General features: G+C 62.5%; 23 protein-coding genes. 6 read left to right on the top strand and 17 right to left on the bottom strand.

What is annotated here, in order from left to right; translation table 11 throughout:
* Positions 1-7: 7 nt before the first annotated feature.
* From A5906_RS21870 to A5906_RS21860, 3 genes are all read left to right on the top strand, one after another.
* On the top strand, positions 8-235 hold the full coding sequence (locus A5906_RS21870; RefSeq protein ID WP_080137393.1) for a hypothetical protein: 228 nt from the start codon (positions 8-10) through the stop codon (positions 233-235).
* Between the two features lie 125 nt (positions 236-360).
* On the top strand, positions 361-837 hold the full coding sequence (locus A5906_RS21865; RefSeq protein ID WP_080137392.1) for a cyclic nucleotide-binding domain-containing protein: 477 nt from the start codon (positions 361-363) through the stop codon (positions 835-837).
* 174 nt (positions 838-1,011) lie between these two features.
* Positions 1,012-1,509 (top strand): site-specific integrase, encoded by a 498-nt coding sequence (locus A5906_RS21860; protein WP_430642408.1) that lies wholly within the window; start codon positions 1,012-1,014, stop codon positions 1,507-1,509.
* A 546-nt stretch (positions 1,510-2,055) separates the two neighbouring features.
* Here the strand turns inward: A5906_RS21860 and A5906_RS21855 are convergent.
* The 5 genes from A5906_RS21855 to A5906_RS21835 are packed head-to-tail and all read right to left on the bottom strand — an operon-like array spanning position 2,056 to position 7,800.
* Positions 2,056-3,429, bottom strand: coding sequence for an MFS transporter (locus A5906_RS21855; protein ID WP_080137391.1), 1,374 nt, complete (start codon positions 3,427-3,429; stop codon positions 2,056-2,058).
* A 14-nt stretch (positions 3,430-3,443) separates the two neighbouring features.
* On the bottom strand, positions 3,444-5,771 hold the full coding sequence (locus tag A5906_RS21850; RefSeq protein WP_080137390.1) for a xanthine dehydrogenase family protein molybdopterin-binding subunit: 2,328 nt from the start codon (positions 5,769-5,771) through the stop codon (positions 3,444-3,446).
* Positions 5,768-6,247 carry a (2Fe-2S)-binding protein gene (locus A5906_RS21845; RefSeq protein ID WP_080137389.1) on the bottom strand — a complete coding sequence of 160 codons (480 nt, stop codon included), beginning with the start codon at positions 6,245-6,247 and terminating at the stop codon, positions 5,768-5,770. Before A5906_RS21845 ends, A5906_RS21850 begins: the two co-directional genes overlap by 4 nt.
* Entirely contained in the window at positions 6,244-7,113 is an 870-nt protein-coding gene (locus A5906_RS21840) for an FAD binding domain-containing protein (protein ID WP_080137388.1), read from the bottom strand. Before A5906_RS21840 ends, A5906_RS21845 begins: the two co-directional genes overlap by 4 nt.
* Before the next feature lie 9 nt (positions 7,114-7,122).
* Positions 7,123-7,800, bottom strand: coding sequence for a GntR family transcriptional regulator (locus tag A5906_RS21835; RefSeq protein WP_201723794.1), 678 nt, complete (start codon positions 7,798-7,800; stop codon positions 7,123-7,125).
* A 130-nt stretch (positions 7,801-7,930) separates the two neighbouring features.
* Between A5906_RS21835 and A5906_RS21830 the strand changes: the two genes are divergently transcribed.
* Positions 7,931-8,713, top strand: a complete 783-nt coding sequence (locus A5906_RS21830; RefSeq protein WP_080137386.1) for an alpha/beta fold hydrolase — start codon at positions 7,931-7,933, stop codon at positions 8,711-8,713.
* A gap of 20 nt (positions 8,714-8,733) precedes the next feature.
* Here A5906_RS21830 and A5906_RS21825 read toward each other — a convergent pair whose 3' ends face one another.
* The 7 genes from A5906_RS21825 to A5906_RS21795 are packed head-to-tail and all read right to left on the bottom strand — an operon-like array spanning position 8,734 to position 15,196.
* A complete protein-coding gene (locus A5906_RS21825) occupies positions 8,734-9,624 on the bottom strand; it encodes a polysaccharide deacetylase family protein (RefSeq protein ID WP_080137385.1) in 891 nt (296 codons plus the stop codon).
* Between the two features lie 13 nt (positions 9,625-9,637).
* A complete protein-coding gene (locus A5906_RS21820; RefSeq protein WP_080137384.1) occupies positions 9,638-10,627 on the bottom strand; it encodes an amidohydrolase family protein in 990 nt (329 codons plus the stop codon).
* Between the two features lie 11 nt (positions 10,628-10,638).
* Positions 10,639-11,343 (bottom strand): ABC transporter ATP-binding protein, encoded by a 705-nt coding sequence (locus A5906_RS21815; RefSeq protein ID WP_080137383.1) that lies wholly within the window; start codon positions 11,341-11,343, stop codon positions 10,639-10,641.
* A complete protein-coding gene (locus tag A5906_RS21810; RefSeq protein WP_201723793.1) occupies positions 11,336-12,094 on the bottom strand; it encodes an ABC transporter ATP-binding protein in 759 nt (252 codons plus the stop codon). The genes A5906_RS21815 and A5906_RS21810 overlap by 8 nt, the downstream gene beginning before the upstream one ends.
* Before the next feature lie 58 nt (positions 12,095-12,152).
* Entirely contained in the window at positions 12,153-13,412 is a 1,260-nt protein-coding gene (locus tag A5906_RS21805) for an ABC transporter substrate-binding protein (RefSeq protein WP_080137382.1), read from the bottom strand.
* A 3-nt stretch (positions 13,413-13,415) separates the two neighbouring features.
* Complete coding sequence (locus A5906_RS21800; protein WP_136615397.1) at positions 13,416-14,420, bottom strand: branched-chain amino acid ABC transporter permease; 1,005 nt, start codon at positions 14,418-14,420, stop codon at positions 13,416-13,418.
* Entirely contained in the window at positions 14,417-15,196 is a 780-nt protein-coding gene (locus A5906_RS21795; RefSeq protein ID WP_245326845.1) for a branched-chain amino acid ABC transporter permease, read from the bottom strand. Before A5906_RS21795 ends, A5906_RS21800 begins: the two co-directional genes overlap by 4 nt.
* Between A5906_RS21795 and A5906_RS45995 the strand changes: the two genes are divergently transcribed.
* The gene (locus A5906_RS45995) at positions 15,158-15,289 is read left to right on the top strand and encodes a hypothetical protein (RefSeq protein WP_283807716.1); all 132 of its coding nucleotides are present in this window, start codon (positions 15,158-15,160) and stop codon (positions 15,287-15,289) included. The genes A5906_RS21795 and A5906_RS45995 overlap by 39 nt on opposite strands.
* On the opposite strand, the gene A5906_RS21790 is transcribed toward A5906_RS45995, so the two are convergent.
* The 3 genes from A5906_RS21790 to A5906_RS21780 are packed head-to-tail and all read right to left on the bottom strand — an operon-like array spanning position 15,274 to position 17,554.
* The gene (locus A5906_RS21790) at positions 15,274-16,170 is read right to left on the bottom strand and encodes a polysaccharide deacetylase family protein (RefSeq protein ID WP_080137379.1); all 897 of its coding nucleotides are present in this window, start codon (positions 16,168-16,170) and stop codon (positions 15,274-15,276) included. The two genes, A5906_RS45995 and A5906_RS21790, sit on opposite strands and share 16 nt — an antisense overlap.
* Positions 16,171-16,172: 2 nt before the next feature.
* On the bottom strand, positions 16,173-16,892 hold the full coding sequence (locus A5906_RS21785) for a fumarylacetoacetate hydrolase family protein (RefSeq protein ID WP_080137378.1): 720 nt from the start codon (positions 16,890-16,892) through the stop codon (positions 16,173-16,175).
* An 8-nt stretch (positions 16,893-16,900) separates the two neighbouring features.
* Positions 16,901-17,554 (bottom strand): cysteine hydrolase family protein, encoded by a 654-nt coding sequence (locus A5906_RS21780; RefSeq protein WP_161495417.1) that lies wholly within the window; start codon positions 17,552-17,554, stop codon positions 16,901-16,903.
* A gap of 260 nt (positions 17,555-17,814) precedes the next feature.
* On the opposite strand from A5906_RS21780, the gene A5906_RS21775 reads away from it, so the two are divergent.
* Positions 17,815-18,549 (top strand): GntR family transcriptional regulator, encoded by a 735-nt coding sequence (locus A5906_RS21775; RefSeq protein WP_080137376.1) that lies wholly within the window; start codon positions 17,815-17,817, stop codon positions 18,547-18,549.
* A 406-nt stretch (positions 18,550-18,955) separates the two neighbouring features.
* Here the strand turns inward: A5906_RS21775 and A5906_RS21770 are convergent, their stop codons facing one another.
* Positions 18,956-19,216 (bottom strand): DoxX family protein, encoded by a 261-nt coding sequence (locus A5906_RS21770; RefSeq protein ID WP_161495416.1) that lies wholly within the window; start codon positions 19,214-19,216, stop codon positions 18,956-18,958.
* The gene (locus A5906_RS21765; RefSeq protein WP_080137375.1) at positions 19,216-19,695 is read right to left on the bottom strand and encodes a RidA family protein; all 480 of its coding nucleotides are present in this window, start codon (positions 19,693-19,695) and stop codon (positions 19,216-19,218) included. Before A5906_RS21765 ends, A5906_RS21770 begins: the two co-directional genes overlap by 1 nt.
* Positions 19,696-19,930 lie beyond the last annotated feature (235 nt).

Here is a 19,930-nt window from a genome sequence, read left to right as displayed (position 1 = left end):
GACCAACATGCTGAACCTGGAACATGCAAAACCTGAAATCATCGAACTGAACGATGCGGAACTTGAATCCGTCGTCGGCGGCAACTGGCTCGGCGACGCCTTCCGCGCCATCGGCGGCGCCATCAAAGACGCCGTCCTGTGGGTCGGCGGCTTCATCGCTGGCGGTTTGCAGGGCCCCGGCAATCTGCGCGGCCCGTTTGGCCCGGGCTCGGGGCCTGGGCAGCCGCCGTTCTGAGCTAGTTCTTTCAAGCTGCAATTGGAGGTCGCCTCGTTCGGCGGCCTCCTTCATTTTCGGCTGCGCGCAAGCCGTGCCGGAAAGATGCATTGATTGCGGCTGAAGCAGCGGCGTATAGTATCCTGATGGCTGTCAGCTCGCCCGATCTGAAAGCGTTCTTGCTCGCGACACCTTTTTTCGGTGGCCTTTCAGATACGAGTCTCGACTTGTTGCTCTCCATGTTGGTCGAGCGCAGGGTTCAGGCAGGCCAGATCATTGTCGCTGAAGGCGATCCCGGACGTTCGATGTTTGTCGTCCATTCAGGAGAGCTTGAGGTACGCAGGCAAGGACATTCAGGCGAGCTCATTCACACGGCTGATCTCGGGCCAGGGGATTTCTTTGGCGAGATGACCCTGATCCAAATGCAAAATCGATCGGCCACGGTCATGGCAACGACGCCAGCCGTGCTCTACGAGCTGACAGCCAAGAACCTGTACGCCTGTTATAAGGCTGACATGCCCGCCTATGTCATAGTGCTTCAAAATGTTAACCGCGAGCTCTGTCGCCGCCTGCGTCGCGCAGATGAACGTGTTGCGGAGCTGCTGCACCAGCAACGTCAATGAACGCGCACCGATCGCGGGGCTTGCAACGGATCGGGCACGACGGCGACCGGTGGAACTAGCCTCTCGATGCGAACTCGCGTCACTCGAAGCTGACACAAGAGCGCGTCGGGGGCGCTCGTTTACACGCGGAAGTTCGCCTCTTGGCCCGTCGCTTTCGTCGGTGCGAATCACCGGTTGTTCGCAATTTACCGATACAGCGTGCCGCTTTCGAATTTATCTAAGCCTCATTCGAGTGCTTCGGTTCGGCAAATGCATCCGACTCAGGCGCAAGAATGGTTATTCCCAGCTGAGAGCGCCTCCGGACACCTGGCGGAAACCAAGGAGGACCGAGAAATCTTGTCAAAATGGGGCAATGACCTTCGTCAAACATTTCGGACGCTTGCCACCGCTGCTGGCGTTTCCGAATTCGACGCCAAGCTCCTGATGAACCATTCAATCCCTGGAGTGAATGCAGGCTATGTCACTCGACACAAGCTAGTTGAAGACCATCTGCGCAGCCAGCAACAAACTATCAGTACCGTCGTGCTTTCCGCACTCGGCAGGTTGCGCACAGAACAGGGAGCTCTGATCGATTGGCTTGGTCATCGGGCAAGTCGAAGAGCTGTGAGCAAATTCCGATCGAAGCCAACCAATCCCGGCGAGGAGCAAGAAAGCATTCGGCAGGCAGCGTGACGTGAAGCCAGCCAGTTCGGGTTCCAAGGGCTTCTGTCCAGGCGCACGTCGGGGGTTCGAGTCACTGGAGCGCTACCGCCTTTCCACACACCAGCCAAACCTACGATATCTCATCCAATCCTTCGCATGAGGCAGTTCATGTTGGCGGTCGCGAGTTTCGCTCTTACGCCCTAAACGATGATGGTTGGAAGGCCGGGAGTTCAACGCAAATTCGAAAAGGGGCGCATATTCGGCGCCGCCGTCATGCAACCTCGCGCAAAAGGATTGCGATCCGCGCTATTTGTACGCCGCAGCCGCCAGCCATACTTCACACAGGAGAGGTCCAAGGTTCGATCCCTTGTGCGCCCACCATTCCATCCCGAAGTTCAACAACTTAGCAGATCTCTTCCCGTGTGGAGTGCCCCTAAAAGTCAGGGGCACGATCCAAGAATCATGCCTCGCCCTCGTCGCGCCGGCCGACCGGCTGCGCGTACGCTGCGGCTCAGTAATGGCGAGGGCCAAGGCTTGCGGTGCCGAGCGGGCACTTTCGCCGGAACGGTGAAACAATTAGCGCCCCTCGGCGAGTTCCTCCAACCCCCGTTTTGCCGGCTCTATCCCCCAAGCCATCACCGCGACGATCTGGATCAACAGAAGGCCGATCATCAGGGATGTCACACCACCTATGCCATAGGCCTTGAACAATCCGAGTACGATGAACGGAGACACAATGGTCGCACCGCGTCCGAGCATGTTGCAAATGCCATTGGCGCGGAGCCGGACTTCGGTCGGAAACAATTCGGGGGTGTAGACGCCGTAGAGGAGCGCGACCAGGACATAGATTGACAGCAGCAGGCAGAACCCGATGGCGACGAAGGCCACGGGATCGGAGAGCAGGGGATAGATCAGCCCGAACACGATCGTAGATATCGATCCGCCGACGATCGTTCGCCGCCGCCCCGCTCGGTCCGCCAGGACACTCCCCAGCGCGCAGCCGATTGGAGCAGCGAACGACATAACCAGCGTATAGCCGAAAGACTTCGTGAGCGTCATGCCCTGTTGAACGAAGAAGGTCGGCAGCCAGGTCACGAAGCCAAAGATCAGGGTATTGATCACGATCAGAACGATCGACCCGAGGATCAAGCGGGGCAGCAGGACCGGCCCGAACAATTCCACCGCGCTGAAGCTCTTGACCGCGGCGGGAGGCGGCAATGGCGGCAAGCCGGACGCACCACACTCCTTCTCGATCCTCGCGACGATGGCTTCCGCCTCCTCGGTACGACCTTTGATTTCGAGCCAGCGCGGCGATTCCGGAAGGGCCTTTCTGAGGTACCAGACAAACAGCGCGCCAGCGCCGGCGATGAGGAACATCGCGCGCCAGCCGACCAACGGAATGAGAACCGAGCCAAGCAGGGTCGTGGCGGGCAGGCCGCTCACCACGATCATGGCCATCAGCGCCAGCCACTTACCACGTGACGCTGGAGGCACGAATTCCGTGAGCGAAGAGTAGCCGACGACGATCTCGGCGCCGAGGCCCAGTCCCATCAGCAGTCGGGCTGCGATCAGCCATTCCATGGACGGCGCGAACGCGGCCCCCAGAGAAGCGATCCCGAACAGGAGCAGATTGAACTGGTAGGTGAAGCGACGTCCATAGGAATCGCCGAGAAAGCCCGCGGCAAGAGCACCGATCGTCATGCCCATGAAGGTGACCGATACGAACTGCGCATTCTGTGCCAAGGTCGAGAACTTGCTCGAAAGCGTGGCGCCCAGCACGCTGGTGCCGACATACAGATCGTAGCCGTCGAAGAACATCCCGGCTCCGATCAGCCAGAATATTCGCTTGTGGAACGCTGAGATCGGCAAGCGGTCGAGCCTGGCACCTGACTGAACCGACATCGTCGCCGAGGCTGCGGTCAAAGCCGTCGTATCTGCCACCACACTCATCGTTTCCCCCTATTTTATTTTCTGGTTTGGTCGATCCATTCCACAATCTGCTCCGGTGAGACCGGATGCATCGTGATGAAGGGCGCCGCTGGCCCGAGCGCATCCTGGATGGCGGAGATCACACAGGCCACCGCGGGTATCGTGCCGCCCTCGCCGGCGCCCTTGGCTCCGATCGGATTGCGCGGCGACGGCGTCTCGATGTGATGGATCTCGATATCCGGCATCTCGGCGGCGCCCGGCAGCAGGTAATCCGCATAGGTCGCGGTCAACGGCTGTCCCGCCTCGTCGTGCCGCATATGCTCGAACAAGGCGTTGCCGATGCCGTGCACGACCCCTCCCCTGATCTGGCCATCGACGATCAGCGGATTGATCAATCGTCCGCAATCATGCGCGACCACGTAGCGGGTGATCCGGGTATCACCGGTTTCAGGATCGATTTCGACTTCGCAGGCCTGAGACCCGTAGGCGAAGGCGAGCTGGTTCGCTTCGAAATAGCCGGTCGCAGCCAGGTCCGGCTCGACGCCGGCAGGGATCGGCACGCCGGCGGAGCCGGACAGAACCCGCGCGATGGTCGATAACGGCACGTTCATGTCGGGCACGCCGACCACGCGAACCTGCCCGTTTTCGATCTCCAGATCGTGCTCGCCCGCCTCGAGTATATGGGCGGCAACTTTGATGGCCTTGTCGCGCACCTTTCGCGCAGCAATCTCGACCGAAGACCCTGCGGTGACGGCTACGCGGCTCGCAATCGTGGAGATCCCGAGCGGAAAGATGCGGCTGTCGGCGGCTTTGACGGTCACCTGGGACAGATCGACCCCGAGCGCATCGGCGGCGATCTGGGCCAGCGTCGTCGCGTGCCCCTGGCCCTGGCTCGCAGCACCCGTCGCGACCACCACCTTGCCGGCCGGCGTGACGCGGACCGAGGCGCCCTCGAACGGCCCTAGGCCGGTATCCTCGACGCAGGACGCAAAGCCGAGGCCAAGCAGACGGCCTCGAGTTGCAGCTTCGGCGCGGCGCTCCTCGAAGCCGGCGGCATCGATCTTATCGACCACGAGCGACAGCGCCTTCGCGTAATCCCCGCTGTCATAGGCGACCGGCGAACCGTCGCGCATCTTTCCGCCCGTGACATAGGGCATCTGCTCGGCGCGGACGAAACTGCGGCGGCGCACCTCCTCGCGCGGCAGATTCAGACGTCGGGCGATGGTATCGGCAAGACGCTCCAGCACGAAGGCTGCGTTCGGCCGGCCGGCGCCGCGCACCGGCGTTGTCGGCACCAGATTGGTCAGCACGACGTCGATCGACAGATCGAACGCGGCAAGGGCGTAAGGGCCCGGAAAGGACGCCAGCGCCGTAGCCGGCAGAATGAGTCCATAAGGCGCATAGGCGCCGTTGTCGTGAATGCAGCGGCCGCGCACGCCCAGCATGCGGCCGGCTGCATCGCAGGCGACCTCCAGCGACCAGAACTGGTCGCGCTGCTGCGTGGTGGCAAGGAAGTGCTCTTGCCGGTCTTCGATCCACTTGACCGGATGGCCGCAGGCGAGCGCGGCAAGCGCGACGGCGAATTCTTCCGGATAGACATTGGCCTTGGGGCCGAACCCGCCGCCGACGTCTGGCGCCGTGACGCGGATATCGGCTTCGTCGCGGCCGAGATATGTCGCCAGATGCCGCCGCACCATGTAAGGCGACTGCGACGAGGTCCAGAGCGACAACTCGCCCGATCGCGGCTCCGGTGCCGCGACAACGCCGCGACATTCCATCGCGTGGCAGCCCCCGCGATGGATTTCGAACGTCTCGCTGAACCGATGTGCCGCGGCGGCGAAGACCGCGTCGACATTGCCATGGGACCCGCGCAGCGTGGCGATCACATTGCTGTCCCGGCCCGAATGGGCCCGCGGCGCGCCGTCGGCGATGCCTTGGCGTGCGTTTGCGACCACCGGGAGATGCTCGATGTCGAGCTCGATCGCAGCCAGGGCGTCCTCGGCCTCGGCGCGGCTGTCGGCGAGAACCATCGCGATCGCTTCGCCAACATAGCGAACCTCGTCAACGGCAAGCGGGCTGCAGGTGATCGGGCTCTTCAGCAGCGGATGAGGCGCCATCGTGGGCATAGGCCCTGAACCGAAGCTGACAAAATCCGCCATCGCATAGACCGCCCGTATGCCCGGCATCGACAGCGCAGCCGACGGATCGAGGCTTCGGATGCGGCCGTGCGCAACCGACGATCGGAGGAAAACGGCGTGAAGCATGCCGGGAAGGACGATGTCGTCGACATAGGTCCCCCTTCCCGTGAGAAGGCGGGGATCTTCCAGGCGCGGGACGGCGGCACCGAAATAGCGCGTGCTCATCGCGTCCCCCTGCGCGCTTCAGCGGCATCCAGCGCCGCATCGACGATGGCCTGATAGCCGGTGCAGCGACAGAGATTGCCCGAAAGCACGTCCCTGATCTCCTCGCGCGTCGGCGAGCCTTCGACGCGCAGAAGAGCCTCGATCGTCATCAACATGCCCGGCGTGCAGAAGCCACATTGCAGCGCGTGACGATCACGGAAGGCCTGCTGGAGTTCCGAAAGCGACTCCGGCGTTCCCAGACTCTCGACAGTCTCCACCTTCGCGCCATCGGCTTGAACGGCGAGCATCAGGCAAGCGCGCGCGGGCCGTCCATCCACAATGACCGTGCAGGCGCCGCACACGCCATGTTCACAGCCGACATGCGTACCGGTCAGCCCGATGGCCTGACGCAGGAAATCGGCAAGGTTGAGACGGGCCTCGACCTCGGCCTCGACGGCTTCGCCGTTGACGGTCAGATTGATCTTGCGGGCACTCATACCGCTTGCCTCGCCGGGCGGGCGGCTTCGGTGAGCGCGCGCCGGGTCACGACGCCGGCCAGGTGTCGCCGATAAGCGGCGGAGACATGCACGTCGGCCATGGCATCGAGCGCGCTCGCCTGGGCGGCTGCTTCGGCCAGCACCGCCTCGCTGAACGTCTGGCCCACCAGTATCTGCTCGACTTCAACCAGCCGGACCGGCCCAGGCTCCACGCCGAACACGACGATCGCGGCTCGCCGGATGCGAGCATCTTCCGCAAATTCGAGCAGCGCACCCGCCCCGGCAATGGCGAAATCGCCGCGCCTGCGCGCATATTCGCTGAAACCGTAGCCGTGCCCGGCCGGCCAGCGACGCAATCTTATCGACTGCAGATATTCCCGTTCTTCGAGCGCCGACTCGAGATAGCCCTTGAACCAGTCGCCGACCTTCACGATGCGTGCGCCGTTTGGACCGGCGACGTCGAACTCGGCGTCGAACAGCGCGCACAGGGCCGGCAATTCCGCCGCTGGATCCAGATGGCAACAGCTTCCGCCGATCGTGCCGCGTGAACGGGTTTGGAAGTGACCGACATGAGCCAGCGCCTCGCGAATGATCGGAGCCGTTGCGGCGAGGTCCGCGGATGCTTGCAGATCCCACTGCCGCGTCATGGCCCCAAGCACAACGGCGTTCGCGGAAAGGCGGATGCCCGCGAGATCCGGAATGCGGTTGATGTCGATCAGGTGGTCGGGCGCGACCACACGGAAATTCAACATCGGCACCAGCGACTGGCCACCCGCCAGAAGCTTGGCGTTCTCGAGTTCTGCGAGCAAGCCGATCAGATCATCGCGGCTGCGCGGATCGTGATAGGTGAAGGGAGGCGCTTTCATCGCTGCTCCCTAGGGCACGATCGGCGAGCGCGAGAGCGCCGACAACACACGCTTGCGCGCACGGCCGGCGTGGCGCGCCAGAATGCGCCCGGCCCGCTTGCCGTCGCGCGCCTGCAGCGCGGTGATGATCTCACAGTGCTCGGCGATCAGCGCCTCCTGCTGGCCGCCGGCCTCGCTGCTGCTGATGCTCACAATGACGAGACGATCGAACTGTTCGATCAGATCGATGGCCGCCTCGCGCATGCGCTGGTTCGTGCACAGACCCGCGATCGCCAGATGAAACTCGCGGTTGTATTGCACGAACGTCGGCTCCGCAGCCGCTGCCCCTGCAGCGAACCCGTCCATGGAACAAAAGCGATCGAGGCCGCGCAGAGCTTCGTCGGTCGCCTCGGATGCCACGCTCGCCGCGCAAGCGGGTTCGAGGATAGCGCGGAATTCGAACAGGTCCCGCGCGTCCGCAATCGAGATCGGGGCGGCCCGATAGCCCTTGCGCGGGCTGATCACCACGAGGCCCTCGGCCTCCAGCCGCAGCAGCGCGTCGCGGACCGGCGAGCGAGACACCGCGAAACGCTCGGCGATCTCGGCGTCCCTGATCTCGGCGCCGGGCCGGATGGCGCAGCTCAACAGCTCCCGGCGGAGAACACCGTAGATATCAGCGCGCATCAGTTGGTATGGAATTTCGTTCATCTGATATATTATAGACTTCTTACCTCGGCTGACAAGTCACTGAAAATACTTTAAGTATGAACTCGAATTTGCTAGATCGGGACAGCCGTAGACCCGAATTTTCCTTCCGTAATATTCCAAGGAGACGCACGTGGAGTTCAAACCAGTCGCCTTCGCCGCAGGTCGCCTGACGGCGGTTCAGGCCGGTTCGGGTCCCGATCTGCTGGTCGTTCATTCGCTTCTGGCTGACCGAACGGCCTTCAATCCCGTCCTGCCCTGGCTCACACAGCGTTTTCGCGTCTCCCTCGTGAACCTGCCCGGCTTCCACGGCTCGGCCTGCATCGCGCCGGGCATCGAGGGCTACGCAGATCATCTCGCCCAGCTCTTCACGCCTCAGGGCTTGTCCGAACAGACGGTGGTGATCGGCAACGGGTTCGGCGGCACGGTCGCGGTGGCGATGGCGCTGCGGCACGGCGCGAAGTTCGGCAAACTCGTTCTTTCCGACGTCGCTGCCGGTTTTCCGCCGGAAGGCCGCAAAGCCTTTGAGGTGATGGCAGCCAAGGTAGAGAACGAAGGTATCGGTTCGGTCGCGACGATTTCGGCCAACCGCGTCTTCCACGAGGCTTATCTTGCTGCGCACCCCGGTGCCGTCGACGAGCGACGACGCGTATTGCTTGGCATCGATCCCCAGGGTTTCATCGCGGCTTGTCGCAGCTTGATGACGGCGGACCTGACGCCGCAGCTCGGCGCGATCTGCAAACCCACCCGCGTCGTGTGCGGTGAGCTCGATGCCGCCACCCCGCCTCCGCTCTGCCGGCTTTTGGCGGATAAGATTCCCGGCGCGTCCTACCGTGAATTGCCGGGATGCGGGCACTGCCCGCCGCTGGAGCAGCCGGAGGCGTTCATTCGGGCCATCGAAGATTTCCTGTCCTGATACGCCGCAGCGGCGCTGGCCTAAGCCGGCACCTGCCAGCGGTACCAATCGAGGATCTCGGCCCCAGTCCACATCACGACGCGGTCGTGGCCAAGAATGTAGTCGTAAAGCATCTCGAGATATTTGATCCGGTGCGGCACACCGGTCAGATACGGGTGGATGGAAATGGCCATGACGCGCGGCGCCTTGGCGCCGTCGAGATAGAGCCGGTCGAATTGATCACGGCCGCGGCGCAAAATTTCGTCCGAAGGCTGCTGCTGGACCGCGCTGATGACGACGTCATTGATCTCTACCGTGTAGGGAACGGAGATGATGTCGCCGTGGCGCGTCTTCAACGGGAGCGGCTGCTCGTCCAGCACCCAATCGGCGACATATTCGATGCCGGCTTCGGCGAGCAGGTCCAGCGTCTCGTCGGTCTCGGTGAGGCCCGGGCTTTCCCAGCCGCGGGGCGGCTTGCCGGTGAATTTCGTGATCGCCGCGATCGTGTCGGCGATCGCCGATTTCTGGTCCTCGACCTTGTGCATCGGCTTCTGCACGAAGCCGTGACCCATGAAATCCCATCCCGCGTCCCGCGCCGCCTCGCATGCTTCGGGATAAAGCTCGCAGACGGAGCCATTGAGCGCAAACGTCGCCTTAAGATTTCGGCTGCCCAGTGCATCCAGGAAACGCCAGAAGCCGACACGCATCCCATATTCGTGCCAGGCCCAGTTGGGGACGTCGGGCAGCAGCGGCTGTCCCATCGGCGGCGGCAGCACTGCGCGAGGCATCGCGCCATTCGGACTCCAGTTCTCGACATTGACGATGGTCCACACCGCCACCCGCGCATCGTTGGGGAGCTTTAGCGCCGGCCTGCGATGAATCGGGACATAGGGCAGCCGATTGCGGAGGCTGTTGCCGACGGGCTCTGACATTTCTTCCTCCCTCTTAACCTTCGCACAGCAGCTTCAGCGCTGTGTCGCAGCAGATGCATTGACGCTCTAACGGTGTGATCGCCGGCACCGCCTCGATCGTCGCACCGGGATCGACGTCGGCCATATCGAAGGGGGCGTCGGTTCCGATGCAGATATGATCGGCGCCGACGAGATCGATGAGGTAGCGCAGCGCCTGCGGTTCGAAAACGAGGCTGTCGAAATAGATCCGTTTGAGCAGGTCCTTCGGCGAGGATTTGCTGATGCTTTTGGCTTCGTTGCGCACTGCGTGTCCGTGGACCAGCCGTCCGATCTGGTACGGCGCAAAGCCTCCGCCATGCGCCAGAACGAGCTTCAGGTCGGGCAGTTCATCGAGCCGGCCGGAGAACATGAGATTGGCCAGCATCACCGTCGTGTCCAGCGGGTTGCCGATGAGATTGGTGAGATAGTAGTTCTCGAGCCCGCTCTTGGCGCCAACATAATAGGGATGCGCAAAGACGAAGACGTTGAGCTCGCTGGCGCGGCGCAGCAGCGGACGAAAACGCTCCTCGGCGAGCTGCGCACCCTCGATCGACGTGCCGATCTCCACGGCCTTGAACCCGTAGGCACGAACGACGCGCTCGAGCTCGGCGACGGCGGCATCCGGATGCTGCATCGGCACAGTCGCCATCCCCCGCAATCGGGCGGGCTTGACGCCGACCATGTCGGCCACGCCGTCATTGACGAGGCCGGCGACCTCGAGCGCAAGGTCGGCATCGGCCCAATAATAGAACATCGGCGGCGCCGGGGAGATCACGGAGATGTCGATGCCCTTGCGGTCCATGGCGTCGAGCTTGGCCTCCGTCTGGCGAAACTCCTCGAACAAAGGATAGACATAACCCTGGTCGTGAATGATCTTGCGCGCAGGCCCCTCGCCTTCGATGCGCGCGCGGAAGCGCTTGGGATCGGCGGCGATGGCGCCGACGATGCGATCCGGAATGACGTGGCTGTGGATATCGATCTTCATGCAGTCGGGCCTCAGTGCACGCCGAGGAAGCGTATGAGCGATTGGGGATTATCGACCAGGGCCGACGCATCCGCCTCGTGGACGATCTTTCCGGTCTCGATGACATAGACGCGGTCTGCAACCGCAAGCGCGCTGTAGAGGTTCTGCTCGACCAGCAGGATCGCCAGACCCGCCTCCTTCAGCCGTGCGATGATGCCTTCCAGATGCTGGACCATGACGGGCGCCAGTCCTTCCGAGGGCTCGTCCATCAGGATGAGCTCAGGGTCGATCATCAGCGCGCGCGCCACGGCGAGCATCTGCCGCTCGCCGCCCGAGAGCTGGTTGCCGCGGTGCTGGCGCCGCTCGGCCAGCCGCGGGAACAGCTCCATGACGCGATCGACGGTCCAGCCGTTGCGCGCGCGGGCGGATTTGATCATGGTGAGATGTTCGGTCACTGTGAGCGAGGGAAAGAGCCGCCGCCCCTGCGGCACCAGCGCGATCTTGCGCCCGGCGATCTCGTGCGATTTCATCCCGGTCAGGACTTCGCCTTTCCATGCCACGCTGCCCTGCCGCACCTGCGGCGCAGACAGGCCCATCACCGAGCGGATCAGGCTGGTCTTGCCCATGCCGTTGCGGCCGAGCAGCGCAACCACCTCGCCGTCGCGCACCGTGAGCGAGGCGCCCTGCACCACATGGGCCTCGCCATAGAAGCTGTGAAGATCCCGGATCTCAAGCATGACGGTGTGCCTTGCCGAGATAGACATCCTGGATCTCGGCGTTGCCGCGGATCTCTGCCGGTGCCCCCTCAGCCAGGAACCGGCCGTTGTTGAGGCAGGTTACCCAGTCCACCAGCGAGAGCACCAGGTCCATATCGTGCTCGATCAGGACGATGGTGATCTCCGCAGGGAGACTGCGGATGACGTCGGCGACGATGACACGCTCGGCCGGGGAAAGGCCGGCCGCCGGTTCATCGAGCAGAAGCAGCCGGGGACCAGGCGCCAGCGCCATTGCCATCTCGAGCTGCCGCTGCTCGCCATAAGACAATTCGCTCACCAGCGATCTTGCACGTGGACCGAGCCGCGACAAAGCCAGCGCGCGGTCAGCCTGATCGCGTTCGGTATCGGTCAGCCCGCCCGAACCAAGCAGCGAAAATTTGCGCGGCGTCAGGCCGCAAAGCGCGAGCTGCATGTTCTGCTCGACCGTCAGGCTCGGAAACAGATTGGTGATCTGGAAGGTGCGGCTGATGCCGCAAGCGGCTCGGCGGTGCGGCGGCATCCTCGTGATGTCGCGTCCATCGAATTCGACGCGGCCGGACGTCGGCGGTACTACACCCGTGATGGCGTTGAACAGCGTGGTCTTGCCGGCGCCGTTGGGACCGATGATGGCTCGTCGCTCGCCGCGCCTGACCCGCAGGGTCACGTCGTCAACCGCCTTCAACGCATCGAAGGAGACGCCGACGTGGTCGAGCTTGAGGATGGTGTCAGGCACGCGCTTTCTCATCAATTGGCAGAACATGGCGGCCGGCGAGCCGGCCGCCATGTTGGTCTCAGGTCTTCTTGATGCCCTGGAAATCCCGCGAATAGGGCGGCTGCTTCATGTAGGTCGCGGGGTCGTACTTCCAGAACTGCGACACCTGCGGATAGCCCCCGATCGGGACATTCCAGAATTTTCCGTCCTTGTTCTTCATGGTCTTGCGGATGACGACGTCGTAGACAGGATTGCCGTAGTCATCAAAGCGAACCGGCTTGCCGAGCGGGCTGTCGGGAAGGTCGGTCTTGAGGACGGTGTCGAGGAAGACATCGCGGTCTTCGACCTTGCCGTTGATCGCGTTGATCGCCTTGGCCACCCACATCGCACCGACATAATGCGAAAAGGCGTAAAGCGAGGGGATCTTGCTAAACTTGTCGGAATAGGTCTTGACGAACGTCTGGGTCGCCGGGAGATCGGCACCCTCGGCGAAATGGGCGGAGGTGACGATCCCCTCGCACTCGGCGCCCATCGTCCGGATGACGGACTGGTCGGTTGCGTTCTGCGACCCCAGCAGGGGTATCTGATCCTTCAGACCAAAGCTCGCATATTGCTGGATCAGGCGCGTGGCGTCGGCGCCGGTCTGCATTGCGAACACCACGTCGGCCTTCACACCCGCAACCTGACCAAGATAGGGGCTGAAGTCGGACGTGTTGAGCGGATGCCAGAACTGGCCGACCACCGTGCCGCCGCCTTCCGTGAACGCCTGGGCGAAGCCGCCGCACTGCTCGTGGCCAAACGTGTAGTCCTGGGAGATCATCGCGACCTTGCGATAGCCCTGCTTCAGCGCCCAGTCCGCAAGAGGCCGCGAGAACTGGCTGGCGCTGTAACCGCCGGCGCGGATCACATTCTTGATCCTGGCGCGCTGAGTGAGATCGTCGGCCGCGATCACCGGAATGAAGTACGGCGTCCCGTTGCCCTTGACGTAATTGGCAACGGCAAGGCCGGTATTTGCCAGAAGATTGCCAAAGAGCATGTCGACCTTGGCCTGCTCGACGAGACGTCGCGCCTTCTGCAGCGCCGTATCCGGATTGGAGGCGTCGTCTTCGACGATGATCTCAACCTTGCGGCCGCCCACCTGGTTGCCTGCGCTCTCCCAGAACAGCGAAAAGCCGTCGATGATCTCGCGGCCGCCGGCCGCGACGACACCGGTCTGCGGCGCCATCAGGCCGATACGGATCGGCGCCGCCTGGGCACGCGCCACGAAGGGCGCGGATAGAACGCCGGTGCCGGCTGCGAGCGTAAGGCCTGTCGTTTTCAGGAAGCGTCTGCGGTCCATCGTCTAACCTCCGGAATGATCTGGTTTCGAGGAACGGGAACGCCGGCGTGCGAGCAGAAGGCGCGCGCGGCCGACCACGCCTTCCGGCGCGAAGATCATGATGAGCACGAAGGCGATCCCGAGCACGCTCGGCCACCGCGCGGTGTAGGCGCTGACGGCGTTTTCCAGGACGATGATGGCGGCAGCTCCCACAAAGGAACCAAGCAACGTGCCGACGCCGCCGGTGATGGCCATCAGCAGAGCGGAGACCGACTGCGACAGCTGCACGGTCGAGGGACTGACGAAATTGTTGAACAAGACATAGAGGCCTCCGGCGACACCCGCGAAGAATCCGGACAGCACGAAGGCCACGAACAGATGGAGCGGAACGTTGTAGCCGAGGCTCCGCATGCGGCTCTCGGAATCGCGGATTCCGCGCAAGGTCAGCCCGAACGGCGAGTGGACGAGCCGCCACATCAGCCAGGTCAGTGGCGCGACAATGATCAGCACGGCGTAATAGAAGCTGGCATGGTCTGCGATGAAGGCGGGACGACCGACACCGCGCAGCCCGTTTTCGCCGCCCGTGACCGCCGTCCAGCGCAAACAGACGCCCCACACGATCATGCCGAGCGCCAGCGTCAGCAACAGGAAATAGACGCCTGACGTGCGGATGGCCAGCGCCGCGAACACGCCGGCAAGCGCTGTCGCCGCCAGAATGCCGAGGGCGATGCCGATCCAGATGTCGCCGCCAAGCGTCGAGCTCCAATAGATCGCGACATAGCTGGAGACGCCGAAAATCGCGCCATGGCCGAGCGAGGTGCGCCCGGCGAAGCCCGCGAGAATGTCGATCGACATCGCCAGGACGCTGAAAATCAGGACCTGCGTGACGACAGAGACTTGGTAGCTCGGCAAGACGGCAGGCAGCACTGCGAGGGCCAGCAGCACCATCGCGATCCAGCCGACGGCGCGAGGCCGGCGAAGCAAGGGAGCCGGCGACGATGCAGCCGGCGTCAACGAAGCCGACCTCACGCTGCCCTCCCGAACAGGCCCAGTGGCCGGAATGCCAACAGCACCGCCATCGGCCCGAAAATGACGAAGTAGGCGAGTTCCGGAAACATCACCTGCCCGATCGCATTCAACAGGCCAACCAACAATGCGCCGAGGGCAGCGCCCACCAGGCTGCCGCGTCCGCCGATGATGACAACCGCGAGCGAGAACACCAGGATCTCGGCGTCGGCACTCGGATAGAGGGTCAGGAAGGCGCCACCGACCACCCCGCCGAGACCTGCCAGGGCCGCCCCGAGCATGAATGTGCCCAGGAAAACCCGCCGGATGTTGATGCCCATGGCTTCGACCATCTCGGGATCATCGACACCTGCGCGGATCAGCGCGCCGAGCCGCGTCTTGTTGAGGAGCAGCCACAGCGCGGTAAACACCAGCAGGCCGAGAACCAGAACGAAGATGCGATACTTCGGATACATCACGCCGCCGATCCACATGGCGCCTCTCAGCGCCGCTGGGACCGGCACCGAGAACGTGTCTCCGCCCCAGATCACGAGCGAGATGTCGTTGAGAATGAATGCGACGCCAAGCGTGAGCAGGACTTGGCGCAATTCGACGCCGCGCACGAAGCTCAGCAGGCCGCGGTCGAGCACCGCGCCCAAGGCTGCGACCAGCGCCATCGCAGCCAACGCGCCCACCACGAAACTTCCGCTGGCCTTGGCCGCCGAATAGCCAGCGAGGCCTCCGACCAGATAGAGTGCTCCGTGAGCAAGATTGACGATGCGCAGCAAGCCGAAAATCAATGTGAAGCCGGACGCGACGATGAAGATCAGCGCCGCGAAGGTCAGGCCGTTCAGGATCTGAAAGAGATTGATCCCCATCATGCCGGAGCTTGATCCTTCAGTGCGTTCGGACGTTGCGACAGGTACCAGTCGTAAATCTGCTCTCCAGTCCAGAATTTCACATCGGGATGACGCTTGATATGCTCGATTGCGGCCGCGAAATATTTGAGCCGATGCGGCGCTCCCATGATGTAAGGATGAACCACCAGCGCCATGATGCGGGATGAAGTCTTGGCATCGGCATAGATCTGGTCGAACTGGTCGATGGCACGATCCCGATATTCCGATGCCTTGTGATGCTGGATCAGCATCATCGCCACGTCGTTGCATTCCTGGGTGTACGGCACATTCACGATCGGCTTCGTGCGGGTCTTCAGGACCACGGGCTCATCGTCGAGCACCCAGTCGCAGACGTAGTCGAACCCTTCCTCCACCAGGATATCCGGCGTCTCCCAGGTCTCGGTCAGCCCGGGACCCAGCCAGCCGCGCGGATTCTTGCTCGTATAGGCGCGGATCGCGTCGCGCGTCTTGCGAATATCGTCGCGCTCATCCGCGACCTTCTGCATGTTCTTCTGGCCGAAGCCGTGTCCGATAAACTCCCAGCCTCGATCATGCGCCGCCTTCGCGATCGGCTCATACGTGCCGATGGCCTTGCCGTTGATGGCGAGAGCCGCCTTGATACCGAAGCCGTCCAGCACATCGAGCATGCGCCAGAATCCGACGCGATTGCCGTATTCATGCCAGGCCCAGTTCGGGATATCGGGCATCGGCGCGCCACCAGCCGGCGGTGTCAGCACCGTTCGCGGCATCGTCTCTTTCGGGTCCCATTCCTCCACATTGACGATCACCCAGACGGCGACGCGCGCAGCATCCGGAAGCACCAGCGGCGGGCGGTCCGCGATCGACGAATAGGCCAGACGGTCGGTAGGCAGCATGTTCACGTCTCGCGCGCTCCAATGGTGATGGCGATTCTGCCGACGCCCTCGACCGCTCCGGTGACCCGATCGCCGGGCAAAAGAGGCCCGACGCCCGCTGGGGTGCCCGTCATCACGAGGTCACCAGGCGCGAGGCGATAGGACGACGACAAGTTGGCGATGATCTCAGGCACGTTCCAGATCATCTGCGAAAGATCGCCGCGCTGCCGTTCGCGCCCGTTGACGTCGAGCGTAATGGCACCGCGCGCGGGATGCCCCACTTCAGTAACGCGATGAATGGCGCCGCAGGGCGCTGACGCGTCGAACGATTTGCCCCGTTCCCACGGCAGCATCTTCGCCCGCATCTCGCGCTGCCGGTCGCGGCGCGTGAGGTCGATGCCGACCGCGTAACCAAAAACGCTGTCCAGCGCATTGTTGCGCGACAATTTGCAACCGCCGGCGCCGAGCGCGACCACGAGTTCGATCTCGAACTGAAAATCCTCCGTATCGGCCGGATAGGACATGACAGCTCCGTCTTCAACGAGTGCGTCAGCCGGCTTCTGAAAGAAGAAAGGCGGGTCGCGCTCGTCGCCTTCCTTCATTTCGCGGATATGCTCGACATAATTCCGGCCGACGCAATAGATCCGGCGCACCGGAAAGCGCTGTGACGACCCCGCGATTGGCAGCGAAGCCGCCGCGACGACCGGAACTGGAAGATCCGAAGCATACGCGGACGATGTCATCACGGATCCTAAGCAGCGCTTTTGGCGGCCGGGCCGAAGAGGCCAAGTCGCTGGATTTCACCGGTGTCGAGCACGAAACCAAACGCGGTCCGGATGCAGAGCAGGCCCGCCTCATGCAGCGCCGGACCATCCATGGTCTCGACGCAATCCTTCACGACGATCACGGCATAGTCGCGCACATTGGCTGCAGTCGTCGTCGCGAGCACGCAGGAATTGGTGTTGACCCCCGCGATCAGCAGCGTGTTGACGCCGTGCGCGCGCAGCGTGAAATCGAGATCAGTGCCGAGGAAGCAATCGTAGCGCTTCTTCGTGTCGACAACGAGGTCTCGTTCGCGGTCATAGAGGTCGGGGATGATCGCAACACCCGGCATCCCGGCGATATTGTGCCGCAGCACGTTCTTGCGCGTCGCCTCGGGATCCTCGGCGCGCGTTCGCCAGAACGGATTGGAGGCGATTTCGGCGACATCGCGATACTGCGTGAGCAGGTGAACCACCGGAATATTGGCGCTACGCGCCCAATCGAACAGGCGCTTGTTGGCCGCGATCACCCGCTGGGCAACCTCGGGCGACGTCGGCATTGTCGCGACGTCCATATCGAGATGACCGCGGTGCAAATCGATCGCGATAATCGCAGCCTTGGGTTGGTCGACGCCGAGATTCATGTGCCGCTTCCTTGGCATCCCTGTTGGGCAGGAGACGAACTCGCCTGCTTCCACTCTGCAATACATTTTGGCTATGAGTCAAAGATAATGTATACATTTTCTGCTGGGATTCTGTGCGAAGCACGATCAATCCATATTCAATTCGGCTCAGAAGTGCGCCAATATACGTAAGATCACCTTCGCACGTGACGAGAGGCGCCGCTTGAACGATACTGACGCTTCGCTAGATTGTGTACAAACAAGTCTCGGACCCTTTTCGTATGGCCGCGCTGCCAGCCCCAGAAACGTCATCCTCCACTCGGTTCGAATCCGTGCTCGAGGCAGTTCGTGCTGCCATCCTTGCCGGCGAATTCGAACCGGGCGAACGCCTGCACGAAGTCAAGCTGACGACGCTGCTGGGCGTCTCGCGCACGCCCGTCCGCGCGGCGCTTCAGAAGCTCGCATCGGAGGGACTGCTCGATTACACGCCCAACCGCGGCTACACCCTGCGGGAATTCTCAATCGACGAAGTGATCAGCGCCTATGAAGTGCGTGCCGTGCTGGAGGGCCTTGCGGCGCGACTCAGCGCCGAGCGCGGGCTGAACGTCAGCGAGATGGGTACCTTACAACAGGCGCTCCGGGACGGCGACGATTTGCTTCGCAACGGGCATATCACCGACGAGCACCGATCGGAGTACAGCCGGATCAATGCATGTTTCCACGTCACGATCCATGCGTCTGCCGGCTCAAGGCTCCTCAACGACATGGTGTATCTGTGTCAGCAGGTGCCGGTCTCGTCCCCGCGCAATGTCGTGGCGTTTGAAGAAGGCGACGTTCGCCGCCGGCACGAGGATCATCATCGTATCTTCGAGGCGATCGTCGGACGCGAGCCCTGGCGTGCCGAGATGCTGATGCGAGACCACGTCGCCAGCGTCAAGTCGTCTCTAATACGGTCCCTCCCCTCTCCGGCTGCAGTCCAATCAGCCACGAAGACGGCGCGGCGGCTACGGCGTTAGCATCAGCACGGCGCGATCAGGTTCCGATACATGGGACGGAACGCCAGACCGTTCTCGAGCTATTGCTTTCGCTGGACCAAAAGACACCCGCTCTTCGCCAACGACCGAAACGCGTTTGGCCGAATATTGTCTTAACGACTTTCACGAGATCCACACTCGCCCTTTAGATTCGAATCTTTGGTCACAACAAGGCACATGTTCCCGGCATCAAAAGGGCGACGACGTTTGGGAGGGCAGAATATTATCTTCCTTTCACCGCCTCGCGCGCGACCGAGCGTGGATCAAATTACGACGCATCGCACCTTTCCAATTGGGAAGCGCGACACGAAGAATTTCATGAAGCCCTAATCTCGGCCGAAGCCTCTCGTTTGTTGCTGCGCCTCCGAGCACAATTTTCGCGGCTCGTTCATCGATATCGCATCTTTGCGCTGCTCAATCCGGGCTCCAGTATCGCAATGGCGATCGCGCAGCTGAGCAGGCGGATCGGCTGAATCAGGAGGGCGGCGGCTGCGATCCATTCCATCGCCCCGATGAGTTTGCGAAGGCGATCCGAGTAACCCCACTCCTTGAATTCTTCGCGAATGAATTTTGGAGCTGCGAGGTTCAGGCTGCCTGCCCAGGCCAGAACGACGGCGAGCAGGATGGGTAGGACGTCCGCCGCGCCCATCAATCGGTTGTCCGGGGAAAAGCGGCGATCATGTCGAGTTCGACTCGTGCGCCGGGAGTTGACAGCTGATTGATGCAGATCGTCGTGCTTGCTGGTGTCCATGTGCCAAAATATTCCTTGAGCACAGCCACCATGCCGTCCTGATCGCGAATGTCAGTGAGATATTTCGTCACCTTCACGATGTCGGTCCAGGTCAACCCTTCGTGGTCGAGGATGGTCTTGATCGTCTCCATGGCACGACGGGTCTGATCGATGATCGAGTTGGGATGATCATGCTCCGCGAGTTGGTGCGGATGCTTGTGATAGAGCGGCGACGGCGTTGCGCCCGAGATGAACAGAAGTCCGCAGGGGCTCTCGACGCGGATCGCCGGGGCATAGGGCATGTCGGCCTTCCGCTCCGGAATCGTCTGAATTTCCTTGATGTCCGGGTTCGAGGGCGAGGTCGCGAAAGCAGATCGTCTCGTGGCGGGCGCGCTCATGGGCGTTTCTCTCCATCCTTGTCAATTGCCGATTGGCGCCCGAACCTCTCAGCTGTCGCGCGCCCTTCGGTAACCGCTAGCGCAAATCAGCGGCTTATGCAATCGCTTGCACGACCGAGCTGATTGTAACCGCATATAAAAATCGTTGTCTTGGTGGCAGAATGCCGGGGCGATTGCGCACGCAGCAGCCTATGGTACGCCTTGGGGTAGACAACCGGCGAATTTTTCGCACTTG

This window comes from Bradyrhizobium sacchari (assembly GCF_002068095.1).
Lineage (GTDB): Bacteria > Pseudomonadota > Alphaproteobacteria > Rhizobiales > Xanthobacteraceae > Bradyrhizobium > Bradyrhizobium sacchari.
This window is presented reverse-complemented; position numbering and strand designations above follow the sequence as displayed.